This is a genomic window from Novosphingobium sp. NDB2Meth1 (assembly GCF_900117425.1).
In the GTDB taxonomy this organism is placed as follows: domain Bacteria; phylum Pseudomonadota; class Alphaproteobacteria; order Sphingomonadales; family Sphingomonadaceae; genus Novosphingobium.
In genome coordinates this window covers 547514-569577 of sequence record NZ_FPEH01000015.1, presented here as the reverse complement: position 1 = coordinate 569577, position 22064 = coordinate 547514, and the positions used below count along the sequence as shown (strand labels likewise).

The 22064-nt window shown below is 65.0% G+C and carries 20 protein-coding genes and 2 tRNA genes; 9 read left to right on the top strand and 13 right to left on the bottom strand.

The genetic code is table 11. The features are described 5' to 3' along the window. Window positions 1-223 precede the first annotated feature (223 nt). Window positions 224-1123, top strand: a complete 900-nt coding sequence (locus NDB2M1_RS22060) for a hypothetical protein (RefSeq protein WP_143146737.1) — start codon at window positions 224-226, stop codon at window positions 1121-1123. Between the two features lie 122 nt (window positions 1124-1245). On the opposite strand, the gene NDB2M1_RS22055 is transcribed toward NDB2M1_RS22060, so the two are convergent. The 3 genes from NDB2M1_RS22055 to NDB2M1_RS12125 all read right to left on the bottom strand — a co-directional run bounded on the left by NDB2M1_RS22055 (window position 1246) and on the right by NDB2M1_RS12125 (window position 5763). Next, the gene (locus NDB2M1_RS22055) at window positions 1246-1794 is read right to left on the bottom strand and encodes a hypothetical protein (protein ID WP_143146736.1); all 549 of its coding nucleotides are present in this window, start codon (window positions 1792-1794) and stop codon (window positions 1246-1248) included. Between the two features lie 160 nt (window positions 1795-1954). Continuing rightward, complete coding sequence (gene mfd, locus NDB2M1_RS12130; protein WP_072382579.1) at window positions 1955-5464, bottom strand: transcription-repair coupling factor; 3510 nt, start codon at window positions 5462-5464, stop codon at window positions 1955-1957. Window positions 5465-5472: 8 nt separating this feature from the next. Continuing rightward, entirely contained in the window at window positions 5473-5763 is a 291-nt protein-coding gene (locus tag NDB2M1_RS12125) for an FAD assembly factor SdhE (RefSeq protein ID WP_231625000.1), read from the bottom strand. Window positions 5764-5992: 229 nt separating this feature from the next. Here NDB2M1_RS12125 and recG point away from each other — a divergent pair, with 229 nt between their 5' ends. Together recG and NDB2M1_RS12115 are read left to right on the top strand one after the other, a co-directional pair. Further along, entirely contained in the window at window positions 5993-8062 is a 2070-nt protein-coding gene (gene recG, locus NDB2M1_RS12120) for an ATP-dependent DNA helicase RecG (RefSeq protein ID WP_072382577.1), read from the top strand. A 101-nt stretch (window positions 8063-8163) separates the two neighbouring features. Continuing rightward, window positions 8164-8616, top strand: coding sequence for a DUF3429 family protein (locus tag NDB2M1_RS12115; protein ID WP_083554833.1), 453 nt, complete (start codon window positions 8164-8166; stop codon window positions 8614-8616). A gap of 53 nt (window positions 8617-8669) precedes the next feature. On the opposite strand, the gene NDB2M1_RS12110 is transcribed toward NDB2M1_RS12115, so the two are convergent. From NDB2M1_RS12110 to NDB2M1_RS12095, 4 genes are all read right to left on the bottom strand, one after another. Then, window positions 8670-9269 carry an outer membrane beta-barrel protein gene (locus NDB2M1_RS12110; RefSeq protein ID WP_072382576.1) on the bottom strand — a complete coding sequence of 200 codons (600 nt, stop codon included), beginning with the start codon at window positions 9267-9269 and terminating at the stop codon, window positions 8670-8672. A 122-nt stretch (window positions 9270-9391) separates the two neighbouring features. Further along, a complete protein-coding gene (locus NDB2M1_RS12105) occupies window positions 9392-10600 on the bottom strand; it encodes an ATP-binding protein (protein ID WP_083554824.1) in 1209 nt (402 codons plus the stop codon). Further along, on the bottom strand, window positions 10597-11289 hold the full coding sequence (locus tag NDB2M1_RS12100; RefSeq protein ID WP_083554823.1) for a response regulator: 693 nt from the start codon (window positions 11287-11289) through the stop codon (window positions 10597-10599). Before NDB2M1_RS12100 ends, NDB2M1_RS12105 begins: the two co-directional genes overlap by 4 nt. 132 nt (window positions 11290-11421) lie before the next feature. Further along, a tRNA-Pro gene (locus tag NDB2M1_RS12095) sits at window positions 11422-11498 on the bottom strand. A 170-nt stretch (window positions 11499-11668) separates the two neighbouring features. Between NDB2M1_RS12095 and thyA the strand changes: the two genes are divergently transcribed. From thyA to NDB2M1_RS12075, 4 genes are all read left to right on the top strand, one after another. After that, window positions 11669-12637, top strand: a complete 969-nt coding sequence (thyA, locus tag NDB2M1_RS12090) for a thymidylate synthase (protein WP_072382573.1) — start codon at window positions 11669-11671, stop codon at window positions 12635-12637. 99 nt (window positions 12638-12736) lie between these two features. After that, window positions 12737-14020 (top strand): 3-methyl-2-oxobutanoate dehydrogenase (2-methylpropanoyl-transferring) subunit alpha, encoded by a 1284-nt coding sequence (locus NDB2M1_RS12085; RefSeq protein ID WP_072382571.1) that lies wholly within the window; start codon window positions 12737-12739, stop codon window positions 14018-14020. Next, the gene (locus NDB2M1_RS12080; RefSeq protein WP_072382569.1) at window positions 13996-15054 is read left to right on the top strand and encodes an alpha-ketoacid dehydrogenase subunit beta; all 1059 of its coding nucleotides are present in this window, start codon (window positions 13996-13998) and stop codon (window positions 15052-15054) included. The genes NDB2M1_RS12085 and NDB2M1_RS12080 overlap by 25 nt, the downstream gene beginning before the upstream one ends. Before the next feature lie 4 nt (window positions 15055-15058). After that, the gene (locus tag NDB2M1_RS12075; protein WP_072382567.1) at window positions 15059-16348 is read left to right on the top strand and encodes a dihydrolipoamide acetyltransferase family protein; all 1290 of its coding nucleotides are present in this window, start codon (window positions 15059-15061) and stop codon (window positions 16346-16348) included. Window positions 16349-16478: 130 nt separating this feature from the next. On the opposite strand, the gene NDB2M1_RS12070 is transcribed toward NDB2M1_RS12075, so the two are convergent. The 6 genes from NDB2M1_RS12070 to NDB2M1_RS12045 form a co-directional block, all read right to left on the bottom strand. After that, window positions 16479-16943, bottom strand: coding sequence for a hypothetical protein (locus tag NDB2M1_RS12070; protein WP_143146735.1), 465 nt, complete (start codon window positions 16941-16943; stop codon window positions 16479-16481). Window positions 16944-17095: 152 nt separating this feature from the next. Next, window positions 17096-17172: transfer RNA gene (locus NDB2M1_RS12065), tRNA-Asp, on the bottom strand. Between the two features lie 91 nt (window positions 17173-17263). Next, the gene (locus NDB2M1_RS12060) at window positions 17264-17488 is read right to left on the bottom strand and encodes a DUF2842 domain-containing protein (RefSeq protein WP_054122143.1); all 225 of its coding nucleotides are present in this window, start codon (window positions 17486-17488) and stop codon (window positions 17264-17266) included. A 12-nt stretch (window positions 17489-17500) separates the two neighbouring features. Continuing rightward, the gene (locus NDB2M1_RS12055) at window positions 17501-18088 is read right to left on the bottom strand and encodes a 5-formyltetrahydrofolate cyclo-ligase (protein WP_072382564.1); all 588 of its coding nucleotides are present in this window, start codon (window positions 18086-18088) and stop codon (window positions 17501-17503) included. 227 nt (window positions 18089-18315) lie between these two features. Further along, on the bottom strand, window positions 18316-18639 hold the full coding sequence (locus NDB2M1_RS12050) for a cell division protein ZapA (protein WP_072382563.1): 324 nt from the start codon (window positions 18637-18639) through the stop codon (window positions 18316-18318). 10 nt (window positions 18640-18649) lie between these two features. Next, the gene (locus tag NDB2M1_RS12045; RefSeq protein WP_072382561.1) at window positions 18650-18853 is read right to left on the bottom strand and encodes a hypothetical protein; all 204 of its coding nucleotides are present in this window, start codon (window positions 18851-18853) and stop codon (window positions 18650-18652) included. A 179-nt stretch (window positions 18854-19032) separates the two neighbouring features. Between NDB2M1_RS12045 and tkt the strand changes: the two genes are divergently transcribed. Then, window positions 19033-21003, top strand: a complete 1971-nt coding sequence (gene tkt, locus NDB2M1_RS12040; protein WP_072382560.1) for a transketolase — start codon at window positions 19033-19035, stop codon at window positions 21001-21003. A 22-nt stretch (window positions 21004-21025) separates the two neighbouring features. Next, window positions 21026-22033: a type I glyceraldehyde-3-phosphate dehydrogenase gene (gene gap / locus NDB2M1_RS12035; protein ID WP_054122148.1), complete on the top strand. Its 1008-nt coding sequence runs from the start codon at window positions 21026-21028 to the stop codon at window positions 22031-22033. Window positions 22034-22064: the final 31 nt, after the last annotated feature.

The window sequence follows — 22064 nt, the reverse complement described above, 5'->3', positions numbered from 1 at the left end:
GTGACGCTGGAAACCCTCGGCTCGGTGAGCCATAACCCCATTGTCAGCCTGCCAGCTCTGGCTGCCTGACCCGAACCTGATCCTACTGCGGATCGACGGTTCCTACACCACCCCGTGGGACACGACCACAGTCATTGAATTTGAACAGTCGGCGCAGCGACGTTCTGCTGCTCTGATCAGCATAATGGGATCGTCTCAAAGCGAGAAACTTTTTGACAAATTCATGTCATTTATCGAGGACGACGCTGAGGGCTCCGCCTTGGAGAGTGGTATCAGGGACGACGAACTTTATAAGCGGGCGAAAATCCTTTTTGAACATGCGAAAAGTTTTTTTAATAAGGGTGCGACAAACTCACTGCTTGAAATGATCAGGAACAATAAAGTCCAAGGTCTGGGTGAATTTTACACAGAAGATCAATTTCGAGCTGTGAAATCACAGATTTACGAAGATGCGATGAAGGTATTTGATTTCCTAAATGCAAATCGCTCGCATGGCGTGAGCGCGGATTTCAATAACTTCATAGACGCTTTGAACTTTGCATTTGCCTTTCATCTGAATGCTATAAAGAATGACGTATCGCTATCTTATGCCGCGCCCTTTCCAAGATTGCCTAGGCCGACATTTCACGCTTCACGGATACAAGCGATGCTAGAGCGTCGCTCCCTACCAGCCAGCCTCCTGATCGAGTTAAATGCTCGCAAATTTGTTTCAGGTCAGGCCGCACAAATGGGTGACATGGAGGCTGGCGTACGTGATTGGATTGCAACTCTGCATGACCGCGCAAAGACGTGCAGGGACTATATCAGCCCTGCAAATGCTGTAAGTGAGATAAGTTTCACTCGTCAGAGAGAAATTAATCTGTTGTATCGCGATATAATGGTTCCGACCTTCAACGGAATTGATAGCAAGGCGTCTCCGTCACTAAGAAACATATTTAGTGACCATAGCTCCTTTAAGCAGCGGTTTGCTCAGGACATTGAGGAGAATCTAGATCTTACGAGGGGTCTCGAGGATATAACGCCTGTTATTGGGTCAGAAGAATTACTTTCTGATCTTAGATTAATTGATGATCCGCGAATTCAGCGTATTCGAGACCGAATAATAAGAAGTCCAAAAACTTAGGTAGTTAATTTATTTTTTAGTATCATATACAAATGGGCCAATGACGTATTCTCAATCTCCAGGGCAAAACGGTCTATGGCGCCTGCAGATTTACTTAATTTCTCGGATTTCGCTCGGATTTCTTAATAGAGATTGATGTAAAGAAATGCATTGTTTTTGAGTAAGCCAACATCGATATCATGTTCAAATTGATTTCTAACCCATTCAAGTTCAACAATAACGTGCGCGTGAGGAGTTTCAATCTCGTCCGGAATTTCATTAACCGTTGCAAGTACCTTCTCCGTATCCAAAGACGGAGATGAAACGAGTAATGATCTGGCGTACCTTTCTAGAGAAATTTTCGCTAATGCAATTGCATTTGCGGTAGTCTCAAATAAAAATGCTAAGTGCATGTTTCGCGAAGTTTCAATCTGATCGGCCAGTGCGTCTCGTTGAGCTAAGATTGAAGCATGCTGTAAGCGGATCGATATGTTCTGGGCATATTGACCAAGTATTAATCCAATTAAAGCCCAAAAGGAAAACAATGATCCAATTATTTGACCAATTGCTGAAAGGCTTTCGGCTTTTGTATCTGGTGGAAAGTACTCAACAATTTTGATAGTCGCTATTAGCGAAGTCAAAATCATAAAAGAGGCAGCTACAGTCGGAAGCTTGAGGCTTGTTTTTGGCATGATTGGTTCTCGAATCATTTCGATCTAAAAGCTCAATCCACTGTAAGAGCGCATCATTTATCCACGAAAGGGGACAAATGACAAGTCGCGCACTTCACCCTTTGGCGCAAACGCCCAAAATCAATGCGTGGTCTTCAATTGATGGGGCGAAACTATAACCTCATGCCCGCCGCGCACGCTTCGCCACCGCACTCAACCCCTTCGTCAACTGCACCAGCCCATTGAGCCGCGCCTCGGGTGAACCCCAAGCCCGGTTGATCACCAGCTTGTTATCCGGGCGCAGCTTCGCCGTGCCCTTGAGGCGGTCGATATAGGCGAAGAGGCCGGCGGGTTCGGGGAAGCTGTCGTTGTGGAACGAGACGAGGGTGCCCTTGGCGCCGACGTCGATCTTGGCGATGTTGGCGGCGATGGCCTGGCGCTTGATCTCGATGAGTTGCAGGAGGTTTTGCGTGGGCGCGGGGAGGGGGCCGAAGCGGTCGATCATTTCGGCGGCGAGGGCTTCGACGGCCTCGGGGCCATCGGCGTCGTTCATGCGGCGGTAGAGCGCCATGCGCACGGCGAGATCGGGGACGTAGTCTTCCGGGATCATGATGGGCGCGTCGACGGTGATCTGGGGGCTGAGGGCATTGCGTTCGCGGGCGAGGCCGATTTCGCCGGCCTTGGCGGCGACGATCGCGTCTTCGAGCATGGACTGGTAGAGTTCGAAGCCGACTTCGCGGACGTGGCCGGATTGTTCGTCGCCGAGGAGGTTGCCGGCGCCGCGCAGATCGAGATCGTGGCTGGCGAGCTGGAAGCCGGCGCCGAGGCTGTCGAGGTCGGAGAGGACCTTGAGCCGCTTTTCGGCGACTTCGGAGAGGGCCTGGTCCTCGGGGTAGGTGAGGTAGGCATAGGCGCGCAGCTTGCCGCGCCCGACGCGGCCGCGCAGCTGATAGAGCTGGGCGAGGCCGAAGCGGTCTGCGCGGTGGAGCACGATGGTGTTGGCGCTGGGGATGTCGAGGCCGCTCTCGACGATGGTGGTCGAGAGGAGGACTTCGTAGCGCTTCTCGTAGAAGGCGCCCATGCGGTCCTCGACTTCGGTGGGGCTCATCTGGCCATGCGCGGAGACATAGCGGATCTCGGGCACGTTGAGGCGGAGCCATTCCTCGAGATCGGGCATGTCGGCGATGCGCGGCACGACGATGAAGGACTGGCCGCCGCGCTGGTGCTCGCGCATCAGGGCCTCGCGCATGGTGACGTCGTCCCACGGCATGACGTAGGTGCGCACGGCGAGGCGGTCGACCGGCGGGGGCTGGATGGTGGAGAGTTCGCGCAGGCCGGACATCGCCATCTGGAGCGTGCGCGGGATGGGCGTGGCGGTGAGGGTGAGGACGTGGACGTCGGCCTTGAGCTCCTTGAGGAGCTCCTTGTGGACGACGCCGAAGCGCTGCTCCTCATCGACGATGACGAGGCCGAGGCGCTTGAATTCGAGGCCCTTGGAAAGGAGCGCGTGGGTGCCGATGACGACATCGACGGTGCCGTTTGCGAGGCCTTCCCTGGTGGCGGCGGCTTCCTTGGCGGGCACGAGGCGCGAGAGGCGGCCGACGTTTAGGGGGAAGCCGTTGAAGCGCTCGACGAAGGCGGTGTAGTGCTGGCGGGCGAGGAGCGTGGTGGGGGCGATGACGGCGACCTGCTTGCCGGCCATGGCGGCGACGAACGCGGCGCGCAGGGCGACCTCGGTCTTGCCGAAGCCGACATCGCCGCAGACGAGGCGGTCCATCGGCTTGCCCGAGGCCATGTCCGCCAGCACGTCGTCGATGGCGCGTTCCTGGTCGTCGGTCTCGGCCCAGGGGAAGCGGTCGACGAAGGGGCCGTAGGTGACGGGATCGGGGGCTAGCGCGTCGGCTTCGCGGAGGGCGCGGAGGGCCGCTGTCTGCATGAGCTGGCCGGCGATCTCGAGGATGCGCTCGCGCATCTTCGCCTTGCGGCGCTGCCAGGCCTCGCCGCCGAGCTTGTCGAGCGCGACGCCCCGAGAGTCATTGGCGCTGTCGTGGCCGTAGCGGGAGAGGACGTCGAGGTTTTCGACCGGGATGTAGAGCTTGTCGCCGCCCGCGTATTCCAATTGGACGCAGTCGTGCGGGCTGTCGCCGACGTCGACCGGCACGAGGCCGATGTAGCGGCCGATGCCGTGCTCCATGTGGACGACGAGATCGCCGGTGCCGAGCGCGGCGAGTTCGGCAAGGAAGGCGTCGGCATCCTTGCGTTTGCGCTTGGGGCGCACGAGGCGGTCGCCGAGGATGTCCTGTTCGGTGAGGACTTCGACATCGCCGCTGGAGAAGCCCTGTTCGAGCGGGAGGACGACGGCGGCGGGTTTGCCGGTCGCGGCGGCGCCGAGGGCTTCCTGCCAGGTTTCGGCGAGGATGGGCGAGGCTTTCCCGGCATCGCCCAGCAGCGAGGCGAGGCGCGAGCGGGAACCGGCGGAGTAGGCCGCGATGATCGCCTTGTGGCCGCGCGTGGCGAGGGCGGCGAGGTGCTTGGCGGCGGCTTCGTAGATATTGGCGCCGGATGCGCGCTCGGGCGCGAAATCGCGCGGGGGGCCGAAGCCGAAATCGAGGACGCGAGCCGATTCCGGTTCGGCGAACTGGCTCATGCGGTGGACGGGCCAACCGGCGAGGGCGCGGTCGAATTCGTCGCGGGAGAGGTAGAGCGCGGTTTCGGCCAGCGGGCGGTAGGTGGTGCTGCCGGCGCGCTGGCTGCTTTCGGCGCGGGCCTGGCGGTAGTCGGCGATATCGGCGAGGCGCTGCTCGGCGGCCTTGGCGGCGGAGGTGTCGAGGAGGACGAGGTCGCCGTCGGTCAGGTGGTCGAAGAGCGTGACGAGGCGGTCTTCGAGGAGGGGGAGCCAGTGCTCCATCCCGGCGAGGCGGCGGCCGTCGGTGACGGCCTGATAGAGCGGATCGCCGGTGGCATTAGCGCCGAACTGCTCGCGGTAGCGCGTGCGGAAGCGGCGGATGGAGTCTTCGTCCAGCAGGGCTTCGCTGGCGGGGAGAAGGAGGTGCGACTGGACGGGCTGGACCGAGCGCTGGGTGGCCGGATCGAACAGGCGCATCGTCTCGATCTCGTCGCCGAAGAAATCGAGGCGCAGGCCGTGGGAGAGGCCGCTGGGCCAGAGATCGAAGACCGAGCCGCGCACGGCGTATTCGCCGGAGTCCACGACCGTATCGACGCGGGTGTAGCCCTGGTGCTGGACGAGGGCGATCAGGCTGTCGCGCGCGATTTCCTGCCCGACGCGGAGCGCGCGGACGGATTCGCGGATGCGGAACGGGGTAAGCGTGCGCTGGAGGACGGCGTTGATCGTCGTGACGAGGAGCTGCGGGCCCTCCTGCTTTTCCTGCAGGGCGTGGAGCGCGGCGAGGCGGCGGGCGCTGACCGACATCGCGGGCGAGGCGCGATCGAAGGGGAGGCAGTCCCACGCGGGGTATTCGCTGACGTCGAGCTCGGGCGCGAAGAACGCGGCGCTCTGGGTGACGGCGCGCATGGCGGCATCGTCGGCGGCGATGAAGATCGTGCGCTTGAGGGCCTTGGCGGAAGCTGCAGCGCGGGCGAGATCGGCGAGGACGAGCGGCTGCGCGCCGCGCGCGATGCTGGCGAGCGTGAGCGGCGTGGTCGCCGAGAGGATGCGGGACGGATCGGGCACGCGGCAGCTCAGCGCGGGATATCGACGTAATCGAGGCGGCGCATGGCGTCCATTTCAGGGCCTTCAAACGCGGCGGGCACGGGCTGGGTTCCGAGCGCCCAGGCCATGATATCGACGTCGTCTTCCTCGAGCAGGCGTTCGAACCAGTCGAGGGCGGCGGCGTCCCACCCGGCGTGGCGCGTGTCGAAGAAGCAGCCGATCATGTAGTCGGCTTCGCGCGTGCCGCGATGCCAGGCGCGGAACTTCATCCGGGCGAGGCGGTGGGCGGGGGAGTCGTTGTCGTTCATCCCGAGAGTCATGAGGGGGCCGATACGCGCTTGGAGGCAGGCTGGGCAAGTGCCGCCGGGGGAAGGCTCTGCATCGCGGAAGGCCATAGCAGCTACGTTGTGCTTCCATAAATAGGGACAGTCCCCATTTATTCCGCAGGCGTCCTGCCGAGGTCACATAAGCACGGGGAATAAATGGGGACTGTCCCTATTTATGGTCGGCCAGTAGCGTTCCGTGATCAGCCCGACTATCAAACCGAGCATGCGTCCCGACCTGCTCAATCCGCTGTTTGCCGAGACCGAGGGCCTGAAGGGTGTCGGCCCGGGACTGGCGCGGCCGTTGGGCAAGCTGGGGCTGACGCGGGTGCGGGACCTTGTCTATCACCTGCCGGACCGGTTCGTGGCGCGGCGGGCGGTTGGAAATCTCGATGAGGCGGCGGTTGGCGAGAATATCGTCATCGCGCTGACGGTGCGGGAGCATCGGGCGAGTTCGGGGCGCGGGCCGTACCGGATCATGGCCGAGGACGCGCTGGGCAATTACGTCGCGCTCGTGTGGTTCGGGCGGGCGTCCTACACCGCGAAGAAACTGCTGCCGGTGGGCGAGAAGCGCTGGGTGGCCGGGCGGCTCGACCAGTATGGGCAGAGCTGGCAGATCGTCCATCCCGAGCATATCGCCGAGGAGAGCAGCGCGCTGGCGGGGTCGCTCAACGAGCCGGTCTATCCTGCGACGGAAGGGCTGACGCAGGCGCGGATTGCGGGGCTGGCGCAGCAGGCGCTGGGGATGGTCCCGGAATTGCCGGAGTGGATCGAGCCGGGGCTGCTGGCGCAGTCGGGCTGGCCGGCGTGGCGCGAGGCGCTGGTGCGGGCGCACAAGGGCGCCGATGCGGTCGCGCGGGACCGGCTTGCTTATGATGAACTGCTGGCGAACTCGCTGGCCCTGATGCTGGTGAAGGCCAGCAACCGCACGCGGCGGACAGTGCCGTTGCGAGGCGATGGCCGCTTGCGGGCGAAGCTGCGCTTGCCGTTTGCGCTGACGGGGGCTCAGGCGCGGTCGGTCGCGGAGATCGAGAGCGATGTGGCGCAGGATGCGCCGATGCTGCGGCTGCTGCAGGGCGATGTCGGCTCGGGCAAGACCGCGGTGGCGCTGCATGCGATGCTGATCGCGGTGGAAGCGGGGGCGCAGGCGGCATTGCTGGCGCCGACCGAAATTCTGGCGCGGCAGCATGCCGAGACCTTGCAGCGCATGGCGGCGGGGACGGGGGTGCAGATCGCGCTGCTCACCGGCAAGACGACGCAGCGCGGCGGCGCGAAGGCGCGCGAGGCGATCCTGATGGGGCTATTGGATGGCAGCATCGACATTGTGGTGGGGACGCACGCGATCTTTCAGGAAAGCGTGGCCTACCGCAATCTCGCGCTGGTGGTGATCGACGAGCAGCACCGCTTCGGCGTGGGGCAGCGGCTGATGCTGACGCAGAAGGGCAAGGCGACACCGCATTGCCTGGCGATGACGGCTACACCGATCCCGCGCACGCTGACCCTGGCGCAATACGGCGAGATGGAGGTTTCCAAGCTCGACGAGATGCCGCCCGGCCGGCAGCCGATCGACACGCGCGTGGTGGCGGTGGAACGCATCGGCGAGGTGGTCGACGGCCTCGCGCGGCATCTGGCGACGGGGGCGCAGGCCTACTGGGTCTGCCCGATGGTGCGCGAGAGCGAGACGGCCGATCTGGCGGCGGCCGAAGCGCGCTTTGCCGAGATGCAGCTGCGCTTCGGGGATCAGGTCGTGCTGGTGCACGGCCAGCTGCGGCCCGAAGTGAAGGACGCCGCAATGGAGCGCTTCGTGCGCGGCGAGGCAAAGCTGCTGGTGGCGACGACGGTGATCGAAGTTGGCGTCGACGTGCCCAATGCCAGCCTGATGGTGATCGAGCAGGCGGAGCGGTTCGGCTTGGCCCAGTTGCACCAGCTGCGCGGGCGGGTGGGGCGGGGCTCTGCGAAATCGACGTGCCTGCTGCTGCGCGGCGAGGCGCTCTCGGAGGTCGGGCGCGAACGGCTTGCCCTGATGCGCGAAACGCAGGACGGTTTCCGTCTGGCCGAGGAGGACTTGCGGTTGCGTGGCGGCGGTGAGCTGCTCGGCACGCGGCAATCGGGGGATACGCCCTTTCGGGTAGCGGGCTTCGAACAGATTGCCCGGCTGCTTCCGCTCGCGCATGACGACGCCCGGCTGCTGATGGAGCGCGATGGTGGGCTGTCTTCCCCGCGGGGCGAGGCGGCGCGGGCGCTGCTTTATCTGTTCGAGCGGGACTGGGGCGTGCAGCTGCTGCGTGGTGGGTGAGGCCGGGATTGGTGTCTCGACTTCGCCCCCTCGACTTCGCTCGGGACCATCGGTGTCTCGACTTCGCTCGACACGAACGGGACGGTGTGGAGATTCTGGTTGTGAAGCGAGTTTCTGAAGCGGCGCGGGCGCTGGGGTATGCCGGGCTTCTCCCGCAGGTCGCGGCGCTGCTGGCGGTGTTCAAGGGCGGGCCGTGGGCGTGGACGGGCCTCGCGCTGGCCTATGCCTATGCGGCGCTGATTTTCAGCTTTCTGGGCGGGGTGTGGTGGGGCATCGGGATCGCCAAGCCCGAAAGCCCGAAGTGGATATTCCTCGCCGGTGTCGCGCCGTCGCTGATCGCGCTGGCGGGGTGGTTTCCATGGATGCTGGGCTGGACCTGGCCGGGGCCGGAACTGATGGCACTGGGCCTGTGCATCGCGCTTTCGCCGCTGGTCGATCTGGCGATCGGCCTGAAACCCGAAGGGTGGCTGGCGTTGCGGCGCAACCTTTCGATCGGGCTGGGCGGGCTGAGCGTGCTGATCGGGCTGCTGGCGGAGCGGGCCTCGGGCCTGTGATGCGAAAAGGCGGCCCGCACGCCAGCGGACCGCCTTCCGATTACGGGATTGCTTCAGAAACGCAGCGAGGCACCGACCGACAAGCGGTCCTGCTTGAGGTTGGCGGTGTAGCGGGCATGGGTGTATTCCGCCCGCACCGAGACCGGGCCGCCCACCGCGACTTCGACGCCGCCGCCATAGGTCACCCCGGCATTGGTGCGCTTGACGCTGAACAGTTCGGTCGTGCCGGTGGTGCCCGTCTGGCGGGTGCGCAGCCACGCATAGCCCACCCGGCCGTAGACCACCGCACCTGGCACGACGAGAACGCCGGCGCGGCCGCTGAGATCAAAGTTGCGGCCGGGATCGACGCTGAACCGGCTGCCGTCCGCACCAGTGACAGTGACAGTGCGGCCGCCGCTGCCAAGACCCACTTCGCCGCCGACAAGCAGCGGGCCGAGCGGCACATCGTAGCCGACATGGGCACGGATTGCGATGCCCTTGCGGTCCTTCTCCGGGGCGGCGGCCGACTGGCGGGATTCGAGCGAGGTGCGGCTGAGATCGACGCCGACATGGACTCCGGCCAGCGGCGTGGGCTCGGCGCGGGCGGCCGTGCCGAAGGCGGCGAGCGGAAGGGCGAGCGCGACGGTGGTCGCAAGAACAAGCGTACGGGTCATGCGAAAGCTCCTGAAAGGGGGCGCAGCAGGCACGATTGCCGCTGACAGGCGTCCTTTCGCAGCGGTGCGTGGAGGATTTCGGGAGCGAATGTGGAGATCTCTTCGAGACCAGCGCAGATATGTCAGGCAGAGGGCACCTGGACCGGCAGGGTCATGGTGAAGACTGCGCCGCCCTCTGCGCGATTGCGCAAGCTGACTTCGCCTTCATGCGCCTCGACGATGGCGCGCACCACCGCAAGGCCGAGGCCTGAGCCGCCAGCCTCGCGGTTGCGAGAGGTTTCGGAGCGCCAGAAGCGGTCGAACGGCTGATCGGGCTGGATGCCCGGCGGAAGGCCAGGGCCGCGATCCGCGATTTCGAGCACGACGCTGCCCGCATTCCGCCAGACGCCAATTGCCAGGGGGCCCGAGCCGGCGGCATAGCGGCATGCGTTGCTGAGCACAGCGCTGATCACCTGGCGCAGACGCAGGCCGTCTGCTGCAATCGGGGCAGGAGCCAGTGTGAGGACAGGGGCGAGGCCGGCTTGGCCGAGTTCATGCGCCATCGCAGTGACCACACGGTGTGCTTCCGCACCGAGATCGACGTCGCCGATCTGCAGCTTCATCCGGCCGGCATTGGCGAGATGGAGCGTCAGCAGATCATCGACGATGCGGCCGAGTGCTTCAGTCTGGTGCAAGAGGCTGTCGATGATGACCGGTTCTGCGGCAAAGATCCCGTCACTGATGCCCTGGAGCCGGCCCTGCAGGATGGTGAGCGGAGTGCGCAGTTCATGGGCGACGGCGGCGGTACCCTCGCTCAGCTCGCGGCTGGCCCGCTGAAGCGAGCCGGCCATGCGGTTGAAATCGCGGATAAGCTCGCGCTCCTCGCGCGAGGCGAAACGGACGGGAAGGGCGCGTGCGGCAAGATCGCCTTCGGCAATGCGCCGCGCCGCGCCCGCGACATTGTCGAGACCACGGCCGAGCTTGCCGAGAATCATGTAGCCGATCGCCATCGTGACGAGCGCGGCGAGCGCGAGCATCAGATAGAGCACGGCGTTGGATTCCTGCTGCAGGGTGTCCTGCAGCCCGCTCGTCTCGCGCATGAGTTCGGCAAGATCTGCCGTGGCTGGAGTGCGCTTTGCCTCGAGCTCGCGCGTCGCGCGCAGGGCAGCGGGGCTGAGCCCGGCCTTCAACCGGGCAATGGAGTAGTCTCCCCACATGTCCATCGCGGCACTGACGAGCAAGCCATTGACCAGCATGGCCCCGACAAAGGCCAGCGTGATCTGCCAGGTGAGCGGCCACGGCGGGAGCAATCTGCGCCAGCCACGACGGGTGCGGGAGGCAAGGCTGCTCATTCGCCCATCAGCCGGTAGCCGATGCCGCGAACGACTCGGATGAGGCCGCTGGCGCCGGCCTGTTCGAGCTTGCGGCGCAGATTGCTGACGTGACTGTCGACCGTGCGTTCGAGCGCGTCGCTGCCGGGCATGCAGGCATCAACCAGTTCGCCGCGCGTGAAGACGCGGCGCGGGGCGCGGGCCAGATGTTCGGCCAGACGGTATTCGGTGAGGGTGAGGTCGAGGCGGCGCGGCGGCTCCTCGCCGGTGACGCTGACAAGATAGGAGGCCGTATCGATTTCGAGCGGGCCGACGCGCAGCACGCCAGGCTCGCCCATCGCCCCGCTGGTGCGGCGCAGGACGGCGCGGGCACGGGCGACGACTTCCTTGGGGTTGAACGGTTTGACCACGTAGTCGTCGGCACCGATCTCGAGCGCTGAGAGCTTGTCGAGGTCTTCGGCGCGGGCCGTCGCCATGATCACCGGCGTGTTGCCGCGGCGGCGCAGTTCGACCAGCACCGCAAAGCCGTCCCTGCGCGGCATCTGCACATCGAGCAGCACGAGATCGGGGCGCAGCATGGCGTGATGCATCAACGCGGTCTCGCCATCAGCGGCGGTGACTGTGCGGAAGCCACCCGCGGTGAAGTAGGAATCGAGGATGCGGGCGATTTCCGGCTCGTCTTCGGCGATCAGGACAAGGGCGTTGTGCATGGCTGCGTCTCTGCGGCAGGGGAAGGGCAGCGTCCCATGCCCGCGCATTGTGCAGATCGTGTGGAGATGGGCCAGAGATTGCGCGCAATCAGACGCCGTGCCAATCCGCGCTGCTTTCCCTTGAACTTGAAGTGGTCGGGGAGAGAGGATTCGAACCTCCGGCCCCTGCCTCCCGAAGACAGTGCTCTACCAGGCTGAGCTACTCCCCGACCGATCGGGCTGCCGGCAAGCCGGCTCCGAGGCAGGGGCGCGCTATAGGCGGGGGATTTGAGGGTGGCAAGCACCCTTTTTGCAAGAATCTTGCCTTCGGACCGATAGGTTGGTGGACGGCATGGGGGCGCTGCTGGTCATGCGGGAGATGAGCGATTAGGCTTGTTCCATGGCCAGTGTCCTTTCCGCAAGCCGAGTCTCGCAGCCAGCACGTGCGGGGCATCCCGAAGAGCAGTACCTCGACCTGATGCGGCGCATCTGGGAGCAGGGCGACGAGCGGGTGGACCGCACCGGGGTGGGGACGCGCAGCGTGTTTGGCGCGCAGCTGCGGTTCGATCTGGCGGACGGGGCAATGCCGCTGCTGACGACCAAGCGGGTCTACTGGAAGACGGCGACGCGCGAGTTTCTGTGGTTTCTGACCGGGCGGACCAATATCCGCGAACTTTGCGCACAAGGGGTGGAGATCTGGACCGACTGGCCGCTGGATCGCTATCGGCGCGAGACCGGTGAGGAGATCAGCCGCAAGGACTTTTCGGCGCGGATCGTCGCGGATGACGCCTTTGCCGAGGCTTGGGGCGATCTGGGGCCGGTCTACGGGAAGCAGTGGACGGACTGGCCGGTCTATGAACCGGCGGGCGACGGCCTGTTTGCGCGGCGCGCCTCTGGCGTGAACCAGGTGGCCGAGGTGGTCGAGAGCCTGAGGAAGAACCCCGGGAGCCGGCGGCATATCGTCGAGGGGTGGAACGTGGCGGAGCTGGGGCAGATGGCGCTGCCTCCGTGCCACAAGACCTACCAGTTTCATGTGGCGGACGGGAAGCTTTCCGGGCTGCTCTATCAGCGCAGCTGCGATGTGGCGCTCGGGCTGCCGTTCAACTTGTGGGGCGGGGCGCTGTTCATTCGCATGCTGGCGCAGCAGTGCGATCTGGAACCGGGCGAGCTGGTGTGGATGGGGGGCGATACGCACCTCTATCTCAATCATGCCGAGCTGGTGGAAGCGCAGCTGGCGCGGGTGCCGGAGGGGAGCCCCAAGCTCGAGATCGTGCGGCGTCCCGAGAGCATGTTCGACTACCGGATCGATGACTTCGAGGTGACCGATTATGCCCCGCAGGCGCATATTGCCGCACCCGTGGCGGTGTGATTGACTCGGAAAGCGGCGTGTAATATTATTATGCGATGAGCTAATAATGCGTCTCAGACTGGAGGCGCGCCGGGAGTGACTGATGCAGGCGTTTTGCGCATGACCGAAGGTGCCCGCAGCAATCTGCCGCCGCTTCAGTTGCATGTTCCCGAGCCGAAGTTTCGTCCCGGCGATGCGGTTGACTACAGCCATCTGGTGATACCGGCAGCGGGCGCGCAGGCGCGGCCCGATGAGGGCTGCGCGGCGAGCGAGACGCATCCGCTGTGCCTCGATCTGGTGCGGGTGCTGGGTGATGACCACCGCGCCGTCGGGCCGTGGGACCCGAAGCTCGATCCCGAGACTTTGCGGCGGATGCTGCGCCTGATGGCGCTGACCCGGGCGTTCGACGACCGGATGTACCGCGGGCAGCGGCAGGGCAAGACCAGCTTCTACATGAAGTGCACCGGCGAGGAGGCGACATCGATTGCCCCGGCCATGGCGCTGGCCAGCGACGACATGGTCTTCCCGAGCTACCGCCAGCAGGGCATCCTGATCGCGCGTGGCTATCCGATGGTCGACATGATCAACCAGATCTATTCGAACAAGGCAGACAAGCTGAAGGGCCGGCAGCTGCCGATCATGTATTCGGCGCGCGAGGCTTCGTTCTTCTCGATCTCGGGCAATCTCGCGACGCAATATCCGCAGGCGGTGGGCTGGGCGATGGCGAGCGCGATCAAGGGGGATACGCGGATCGCCGCGGCCTGGCTGGGCGAGGGCTCGACCGCGGAGGGCGACTTCCATTCGGCGATGACGTTTGCCGCGGTCTACAACGCGCCTGTCGTGTTCAACGTCGTCAACAACCAGTGGGCGATTTCGAGCTTTTCGGGGTTTGCCGGAGCCGAGCGGACAACCTTTGCGGCGCGGGCGATCGGCTATGGCATTGCTGGCCTGCGCGTCGACGGCAACGATCCGCTGGCCGTTTATGCGGCGACGCGCTGGGCAGCGAACCGGGCGCGGGCGAATGGCGGGCCTACGCTGATCGAGCACTTCACGTACCGAGCGGAGGGGCATTCGACGTCGGACGATCCGGGGCAATATCGCTCGCAGGCGGAGCGGACCGAATGGCCGCTGGGTGATCCGATCAACCGTCTGGCACGGCATCTGGAGGCTTTGGGCGAATGGACGCCGGAGGCACATGCGGCGATGGATCTGGAGCTGGCCGAGCAAGTAAAGGCGGCGGCCAAGGCGGCGGAAGGCAATGGCGTGCTGGGGCATGGCCTGCACCATCCGTTCCGCACCCTGTTCGAGGACGTGTTCGAGGAGCTGCCCTGGCACCTCAAGGAACAGAGCGAGCAGGCGATCCGCGAGCGGCGTATCAAATGGCCCGAGTGGAAGGAGGATTGAGCGTGAGCGAAACCTTTTCCATGAAAAAGCTCAACATGATCGAGGCGATCAACGACGCGCTCGACGTGATGATGGCGCGCGATGCCAATATCGTCGTGATGGGCGAGGATGTCGGCTATTTCGGCGGCGTGTTCCGCGCGACGGCGGGGCTGCAGAAGAAGTATGGCCGCACGCGGGTGTTCGATACGCCGATCAGCGAGTGCGGGATCATCGGCGTGGCGGTGGGGATGGGGGCCTATGGCCTCAGGCCCGTGCCGGAGATCCAGTTCGCCGACTATATCTATCCGGGGCTTGATCAGCTGGTCTCCGAAGCGGCGCGGCTGCGCTATCGTTCGGCAGGCGAGTATACCGCGCCGATCACGGTGCGCTCGCCGTTCGGCGGCGGTATCTTCGGCGGGCAGACGCATAGCCAGAGCCCGGAGGCGCTGTTTACCCATGTCGCGGGGCTGAAGACGGTGATCCCGTCGACGCCGCACGATGCCAAGGGGCTGCTGATCGCGGCGATCGAGGACAACGATCCGGTGATCTTCTTCGAGCCCAAGCGCATCTACAACGGGCCGTTCAACGGGTACTACGACAAGCCGGTCGAGCCGTGGTCGCGTCACAAGGATGGCGCAGTGCCGGAAGGGTACTACCGCATCCCGCTCGGCAAGGCGCGGGTGGTGCGCGAAGGCGAGGCGATGACGGTGCTCGCCTATGGCACGATGGTCCATGTCGCCGAAGCGGTGCTGGCCGACAAGGGCGTCGATGCCGAGATCATCGACCTGCGCACGCTGGTGCCGCTCGATATCGAGACCATCGAGGCTTCGGTGAAGAAGACCGGCAAGTGCCTCATCGTCCATGAAGCGACGCGCACCGGCGGTTTTGGCGCAGAGCTTTCGGCGCTGGTGCAGGAGCATTGCTTCTATCACCTCGAAGCCCCGATCGAACGCGTGACCGGGTTCGACACGCCTTATCCGCACAGCCTCGAATGGGCATATTTTCCGGGTCCGGTCCGCATCGGCGAGGCCGTTGATCGTCTTCTGAAGGCCTGACGCCATGGGTACTTTCACGTTCCGCCTGCCCGATATCGGCGAAGGCATCGCCGAGGCCGAGATTGTCGCGTGGCACGTCAAGGTGGGCGATGTGGTCGCCGAGGACGGCCGCGTCGCCGACCTGATGACCGACAAGGCGACGGTCGAGATGGAAAGCCCGGTGGGGGGCAAGATCATTTCGGTGGCGGGCGAGGTGGGCGATGTGATCGCCATTGGCTCGCCGCTGGTGGTGATCGAGACGGAGGGGGATGAGGCCGAGGTTGCCGCGCCTGCCGCGGAGGTTTTGAGTGGTCCTTCGACAGGCTCAGGACGAGCGGAGGTTGTGGAAGCGGCGCCAATTGAAGAAGAGCCTGCGCCTGCGCCGTTAATGGTGCAGTCTGAAGAACGGATTCCCTTTGATCACGGTCCAATGAAGGTGCTGGCGAGCCCGGCGGTGCGCGCGCGGGCCGAGGCGCTGGGGATCGATCTGGGGCAAGTGAAGCCTTCTGAAGAAGGCCGGGTGCGGCATGCCGATCTCGACCAGTTCCTCGCCTACAATGCGGGTGGCGGCTATCGCCCCGCGGGTGCGGCGCGCAAGGACGAGACAGTCAAGGTGATCGGCCTGCGGCGCCGCATTGCCGAGAACATGGCGGCGGCGAAGCGGCATATTCCGCACTTCACGTATGTCGAGGAATGCGACGTCACCGCGCTCGAGGAGATGCGCGCGCAGCTGAACGAGGCGCGCGGGTCCCAAAGTGCAATCAGGCCCAAGCTGACGATGCTGCCGCTGCTGATCACCGCGATCTGCAAGACGCTGCCGGACTTCCCGATGCTCAATGCCCGCTATGACGACGAGGCGGGCGTGGTGACGCGGCACGGCGCGGTGCATCTCGGCATGGCGACGCAGACGCCGGGCGGGCTGATGGTGCCGGTGATCCGCGATGCGCAGGGCCGGAACCTGTGGCAGCTGGCCAGCGAAATCGCGCGATTGGCCGATGCGGCGCGGAGCGGGACGGCCACTTCTGGCGAGCTATCGGGTTCGACGATCACGGTGACGTCGCTTGGTGCGCTGGGCGGCGTGGCGACGACGCCGGTGATCAATCGGCCGGAAGTGGCGATCATCGGGCCGAACCGGATTGTCGAGCGGCCGATGTTCGTGCCCGATGGCATGGGCGGCGAACGCGTGGCCAAGCGCAAGCTGATGAACGTATCGATCAGCTGCGATCACCGCGTGGTCGATGGCTGGGATGCGGCGAGCTTTATCCAGGCGCTGAAGCGTCTGATCGAGACGCCGGTGCTGCTATTGGCGGATTGACGGACCCCAAGATATACCCAATCCCGCTCATGCTGAGCTTGTCGAAGGGTGCTGCCGCATAAGCTGCGCAAGATGCTTCGACAAGCTCAGCATGAGCGGTTGGGGGGGGGCGGGACGGCGAAATTCCGCCTCAGCGCACCACGCCGCGCCAGGTCATCTGGCCGGTGCCGGCGAGCGCGAGCTGGGTCGGGATGCGCCAGCGCAAGTGCGTCACGTCCTCGGCATGGGCTTGGCGCTGGCGGCCATAGGCGTCGCGCACGGTGAGGGCTTCGAGCGCGCCCCAGGTGCGGCCGCCATCGACCGAGACTTCCTGCGCCCCATCCGCGCCGCCGGCAAAGGCGATCGTGCGCGGGAGCGGATTGGTGACGGTAAAGCCGCCGTCCTTGCGGCCCGACCAGTTGACGACGAAGATCACGCGGTCGCCGGGGCGGAGCTGGTCGGCGCGTTCGAGGATGCGGGCGGTGCGGCCGCCGGGGGCGGGCTGGAAGCGCTCCACGAAGACATCGCTGGCGAACTGGACGCCGCCTGCCGCATGCGCTGCGCCCGGTGCGAGTGCGCCTGCGACGACCATCGCCGGAAGGACTGCTCTGTACATCAGTTCGAATGCCCCTCGGCGCCCCTCGCGCCGTCGGGACCTGATTGGCACGCCTGCCGATAAAGTTTGGTTAATGGGGGCTTGCGGCGCATGCGCACGCGGAGTGTGGGCAAAGAAAAAGGCACCCGAAGGTGCCTTTTCCGTCTTCCCAATGGCGCGAGTGACGGGACTTGAACCCGCGACCCTCGGCGTGACAGGCCGATACTCTAACCAACTGAGCTACACCCGCTCGCCTTGGGAGCGCCGCATTTAGGGGGGGACTTGCGGGCTGTCAACGCCCTAGAGCGGCAAATTTTGCGTTTCGTAAAAATCGTTTCAAATCAACCCCAACGGCCGGTTTCCATCCAGATCAGGAAGCGGCGCAGCGGCAGGAGCCAGACTGTGCCGAGAATCACGTAGACCAGCGTCTGTGCCAGAACCGGCAGCTTGCCGATGGGGCCGGAGAGGCCCGCCACGATCAGCGCATAGCCGAACAGCGCCAGGATCAGCGCGAGAATGCCGAAGGGTTTGCGCCATGTCGGCTGCCAGGATTTGGGATCGTCCATTGGGGGTTCCGCTCAAAAGGGGCGATAGAGGCGCGTGGGGGTTACCACTGCGGCGAGCGGTCTGTCATGTGCCTCGAATGGCAGGTCTTCTGCGAGCTGGCTGTCCCACGCCATGCCGATGGCTGGGACGTGGGGGTACTTTTCCAGCCAGCGGTCATAGTGCCCTCCGCCCTGGCCAAGGCGCCTGCCGGTTGCCGTGAAGCCGACGAGCGGGACGAAGAGGACGTCAGGCACGAGACTGTCTGCATCGGGCAGCGGCTGCGGCGCGCGCCAGGGGCCGGACTCCATCAGTTCGTCGACGTGCGGCGAGGCCAAGTGACGGAATTCCATCGGTGCCTCGCGCGCGGCGAACCACGGAATGGCGACCTTGTGGCCGGCTTCGTGGAAATGGGCCGCGTAGGCATGGGTCGGCGCTTCGTCTCCGATCGCGGCATAGAGGCCGACGGTCGCGCCCTGCGGGATCAGCGCGCCGAGTGCGGAGGGCGGACGCTTGAACAGCAGCGCCTTCACGCGCGGATCGAGGGAGGCAACATGATCGCGCCGGGCGGCGCGCAACGCTTTGCGCAGGGCCGCCTTGGCGGAAGCGGGGTCTGCGCTCATCGTCGGTCTCGCTTGAACTTAGGCTTCGTGCCGGGGGGTGACGGGACCACCATGGGTCGTTTCCAGGAGAATCCTCTGACGCGTTCACGTCAGGTGGGGACCATGTACCGGGGCCAGGGCCAAGGCAGGGACAGCCCCCAAGGATTTGCTTATAGCCTCAGGGATTTCATGTGGCACGTGCCGGGCAGAACCCGTCGCTTCCTATCTAGGGGAGGCGGCGCGCTTTCTCAAGTGGCGGGTTCTTCGAGATGCGCGGCGAGCTTCTCGACGCGGGCGGCCAGTGTCTCGATCCGGGCGAGCACTTCGGCGGCCGGCTGGGCCGGCTCAGGCGCTTCCTCCTGCGGGGGCGGCATCCGGCGATGGAGCTCGTGCAGCTCGTCCGCGAGCATCAGCGCCGCGAAGAGGAGCATGCGGGTTTCGCTTTGTCCGGCGCCGGTCTTGGTGACGCGGTCCGCAACCATGCGGCCCAGCATCTCGATATGCGATTCCTCGCCGTCGGGCGCGGAGACGGTGTAGGGGCGGCCGCCGATGGTGAGGGTGACGTTGCTCATGCTGCCGGGCTCATTGCGGAAGATTGGCCAGCAGGAGATCAAGCTGCTGGATTTCCTCGCTCACCCGTTCCTTCAGCCGGCGGTGGCGGCTGCGCAGCTCGGCCACTTCGGCGGGAGCGGGGGCGGCGGCTACGGCGGCTTCGAGGCGGACAATCGCCTGCTCGATCCTGTCCAGCGCCGCATCGAGCGGGGAATCCTGCGCCTCGGTCGTCATGGCCGATATCGCTAGCACAATTGCCTAGGCCCGCAAGTCGGGAAGCGCCCGCCTTTCCCCAATCTTGACGCTGCCGCCCCAGCCTTGACGCTACGGAGAGCCGCTCCCAAAGAGAGCCCGCTGCCGAATCGGTGGCGGCTGGGCGGCCTTGGCCGCGGGACAAAGGTCAGGATATTCAGATGGAACGGGATCAGACCGTACTGACGCCGATGGCCAATGCCATCCGCGCGCTCGCGATGGATGCTGTCGAGGCCGCCAATTCGGGTCACCCCGGCATGCCGATGGGCATGGCCGATGTGGCGACGGTGCTGTTTACCGAATTCCTGAAGTATGACCCCGCCGCGCCAAAGTGGTCGGACCGCGACCGTTTCGTGCTTTCGGCCGGTCACGGCTCGATGCTGATCTATGCGCTGCTGCACCTGACAGGCTATGCCGCGCCGACGATCGACGACATCCGCAATTTCCGCCAGCTCGGCAGCCCCTGCGCGGGGCATCCCGAGAACGACATGCTGGAAGGCGTCGAATGCACCACGGGTCCGCTGGGGCAGGGCCTCGCCATGGCGGTGGGCATGGCGATTGCCGAGCGGCATCTCAACGCGACCTTCGGCAACGAGCTGGTCGATCACAAGACCTGGGTGATCGCGGGTGATGGCTGCCTGATGGAAGGCGTGAACCACGAGGCGGTCGGCCTCGCCGGGACGCTCGGCCTCGGGCACCTCAACGTGCTGTGGGATGACAACAAGATCACCATCGATGGCGATACCTCGCTTTCGACCACGGAAGACATCCTGGCGCGCTATGCGGCGAGCGGGTGGCACACGGCGCAGTGCGACGGGCACGACTTTGCCGATATCGCGCGCGCGCTGGCCGAAGCGGCGGCCGATCCGCGCCCCTCGCTGGTTTCGTGCAAGACGGTGATCGGCAAGGGCGCGCCGAACAAGCAGGGCGGGCACAACGTCCATGGCTCGCCGCTGGGCAAGAGCGAGATCGAGGCGGCGCGCGAATATCTCGGCTGGACGGCTGTGCCGTTCGAGATCCCGTCGGACATTTTGGCGAACTGGCGTGCGGCCGGTGCCAAGGGCGCTGCGGCGCGGGCCGAGTGGGAGGCCCGCGCAGCAGCTCACCCGCAGGGCGCGGAACTGGCCCGGCGCATGGCGGGCGAGCTGCCGGCGGACGTGGGCGCCAAGAACGCCTATATCGAAAGCCTGATCGCCAACCCGCCGACGGTCGCCACGCGCAAGTCGAGCGAGATGGCGCTGGAGGCGATGACCGCGGTGATCCCGGAAATGGTCGGCGGTTCGGCGGACCTGACGGGTTCGAACAATACCAAGACCAAGTCGACCGGCCCGCTTACGAAGGACAGCTATGGCGGGCGCTATGTCTACTATGGCATCCGCGAGTTCGGCATGGCCGCGGCGATGAACGGCATGGCGCTGCATGGGGGCGTGATCCCCTATGGCGGCACGTTCCTCGTGTTCTCCGACTATTGCCGCAATGCCGTGCGCATGTCGGCGCTGCAGCATACGCGCGCGATCTATGTGTTTACGCATGACTCGATCGGTCTGGGTGAGGATGGTCCGACGCACCAGCCCGTCGAGCATGTCATGTCGCTGCGCATGATCCCGAACCTCCTCGTGTTCCGCCCGGCGGACGCGATCGAGACGGCGGAAGCCTGGAGCCTTGCGCTGGCCAATGCCCACCGCCCGACGGTGCTGGCGCTGACCCGGCAGAACCTGCCGCCGGTGCGCTTCGATGCCGAGTTCAAGAGCGCGAAGGGGGCCTATCGCCTTGTGGCCGCGTCGGCGCCGCGCAAGGTCGTGCTGATGGCGACGGGTTCGGAAGTGCAGATCGCGATGGATGTCGCCAAGGTGCTCGAAGCCGAAGGCGTGGGCGCCGATGTCGTCTCGTTCCCGTGCTGGGAGCTGTTCGACGAGCAGGACGAGGCCTACCGCGCCGACCTGCTGCCGGCGGATGTGCTCAAGGTCTCGATCGAGGCGGGCGTGACGCTGGGCTGGCAGAAGTATGTAGCGGGCGGCCTCACCATCGGCATCGACAGCTTCGGTGCTTCGGCCCCGGCGCCGGTGCTTTACGACCACTTCGGCCTGACCGCCGAGAAGATCCTGCCGCGCATCCGCGCGCGGCTTTCCTAAGCGAAACCAGGAGTACGATAGCATGGCCACCAAGGTTGCGATCAACGGGTTCGGGCGCATCGGGCGCAATGTGGCGCGCGCCATTCTGGAGCGGCCGGACTGCGGGCTGGAGCTGGTTTCGATCAACGATCTCGCCAGCGCGAAGGACAACGCACTGCTGTTCAAGCGCGACAGCGTGCACGGCGCCTACAAGGGTACGGTCGAAGTCGACGGCAATGACCTCGTCATCGACGGCAAGCGCATCGCGGTGACCGCCGAGCGCGACCCCGCCAACCTGCCGCACGCTGCACAAGGCATCGACATCGTGCTGGAATGCACCGGCTTCTTCACCGACCGCGCTTCGTGCGAAAAGCACCTTGCGGCGGGCGCCAAGAAGGTGCTGATCTCGGCGCCGGGCAAGAACGTCGATCTCACCGTCGTCTACGGCGTGAACCACGACAAGCTGACGGCGGAGCACACGATCGTCTCGAACGCTTCGTGCACCACCAACTGTCTCGCCCCCTTCGCCAAGGTGCTCAACGACAGCATCGGCATCGTGCGCGGGCTGATGACGACGGTCCACGCCTATACCAACGACCAGAAGATCCTCGACCAGATCCACAGCGACCCGCGCCGCGCCCGCGCTGCCGCGATGAGCATGATCCCGACCACGACGGGCGCGGCCCGCGCGGTGGGTGAAGTGCTGCCCGAACTGAAGGGCAAGCTCGACGGTTCGGCAATCCGCGTGCCGACCCCCAACGTCTCGGTGGTGGACCTGACCTTCCAGCCCGGCCGTGACACGACCAAGGAAGAAGTCAACGCGCTGCTCAAGGCCGCGTCGGAAGGCGCGCTCAAGGGCGTGCTGGGCTTCAGCGACGAGCCGCTGGTCTCGATCGACTACAATCACGATTCGCACAGCTCGACCATCGACAGCCTCGAGACCGCGGTGATCGACGGCAAGCTAGTGCGTGTGCTTTCCTGGTACGACAACGAGTGGGGCTTCTCGAACCGCATGGTCGATACGGCCGGCGTGATGGCGGGCCTGCTCTGAAATGACGGACATGGGTGCGGGACGGCTTGAC

Coding starts and splice junctions, on each gene's coding strand:
- NDB2M1_RS22060 (WP_143146737.1), top strand. CDS start 224: ATGTCATTTATCGAGGACGACGCTGAGGGCTCCGCCTTGGAGAGTGGT.
- NDB2M1_RS22055 (WP_143146736.1), bottom strand. CDS start 1,794: ATGCCAAAAACAAGCCTCAAGCTTCCGACTGTAGCTGCCTCTTTTATG.
- NDB2M1_RS12125 (WP_231625000.1), bottom strand. CDS start 5,763: ATGACTCTCGGGATGAACGACAACGACTCCCCCGCCCACCGCCTCGCC.
- recG (WP_072382577.1), top strand. CDS start 5,993: ATGCGTCCCGACCTGCTCAATCCGCTGTTTGCCGAGACCGAGGGCCTG.
- NDB2M1_RS12110 (WP_072382576.1), bottom strand. CDS start 9,269: ATGACCCGTACGCTTGTTCTTGCGACCACCGTCGCGCTCGCCCTTCCG.
- NDB2M1_RS12105 (WP_083554824.1), bottom strand. CDS start 10,600: ATGAGCAGCCTTGCCTCCCGCACCCGTCGTGGCTGGCGCAGATTGCTC.
- NDB2M1_RS12100 (WP_083554823.1), bottom strand. CDS start 11,289: ATGCACAACGCCCTTGTCCTGATCGCCGAAGACGAGCCGGAAATCGCC.
- thyA (WP_072382573.1), top strand. CDS start 11,669: ATGGCCAGTGTCCTTTCCGCAAGCCGAGTCTCGCAGCCAGCACGTGCG.
- NDB2M1_RS12085 (WP_072382571.1), top strand. CDS start 12,737: ATGACCGAAGGTGCCCGCAGCAATCTGCCGCCGCTTCAGTTGCATGTT.
- NDB2M1_RS12080 (WP_072382569.1), top strand. CDS start 13,996: ATGGCCCGAGTGGAAGGAGGATTGAGCGTGAGCGAAACCTTTTCCATG.
- NDB2M1_RS12075 (WP_072382567.1), top strand. CDS start 15,059: ATGGGTACTTTCACGTTCCGCCTGCCCGATATCGGCGAAGGCATCGCC.
- NDB2M1_RS12070 (WP_143146735.1), bottom strand. CDS start 16,943: ATGTACAGAGCAGTCCTTCCGGCGATGGTCGTCGCAGGCGCACTCGCA.
- NDB2M1_RS12060 (WP_054122143.1), bottom strand. CDS start 17,488: ATGGACGATCCCAAATCCTGGCAGCCGACATGGCGCAAACCCTTCGGC.
- NDB2M1_RS12055 (WP_072382564.1), bottom strand. CDS start 18,088: ATGAGCGCAGACCCCGCTTCCGCCAAGGCGGCCCTGCGCAAAGCGTTG.
- NDB2M1_RS12050 (WP_072382563.1), bottom strand. CDS start 18,639: ATGAGCAACGTCACCCTCACCATCGGCGGCCGCCCCTACACCGTCTCC.
- NDB2M1_RS12045 (WP_072382561.1), bottom strand. CDS start 18,853: ATGACGACCGAGGCGCAGGATTCCCCGCTCGATGCGGCGCTGGACAGG.
- tkt (WP_072382560.1), top strand. CDS start 19,033: ATGGAACGGGATCAGACCGTACTGACGCCGATGGCCAATGCCATCCGC.
- gap (WP_054122148.1), top strand. CDS start 21,026: ATGGCCACCAAGGTTGCGATCAACGGGTTCGGGCGCATCGGGCGCAAT.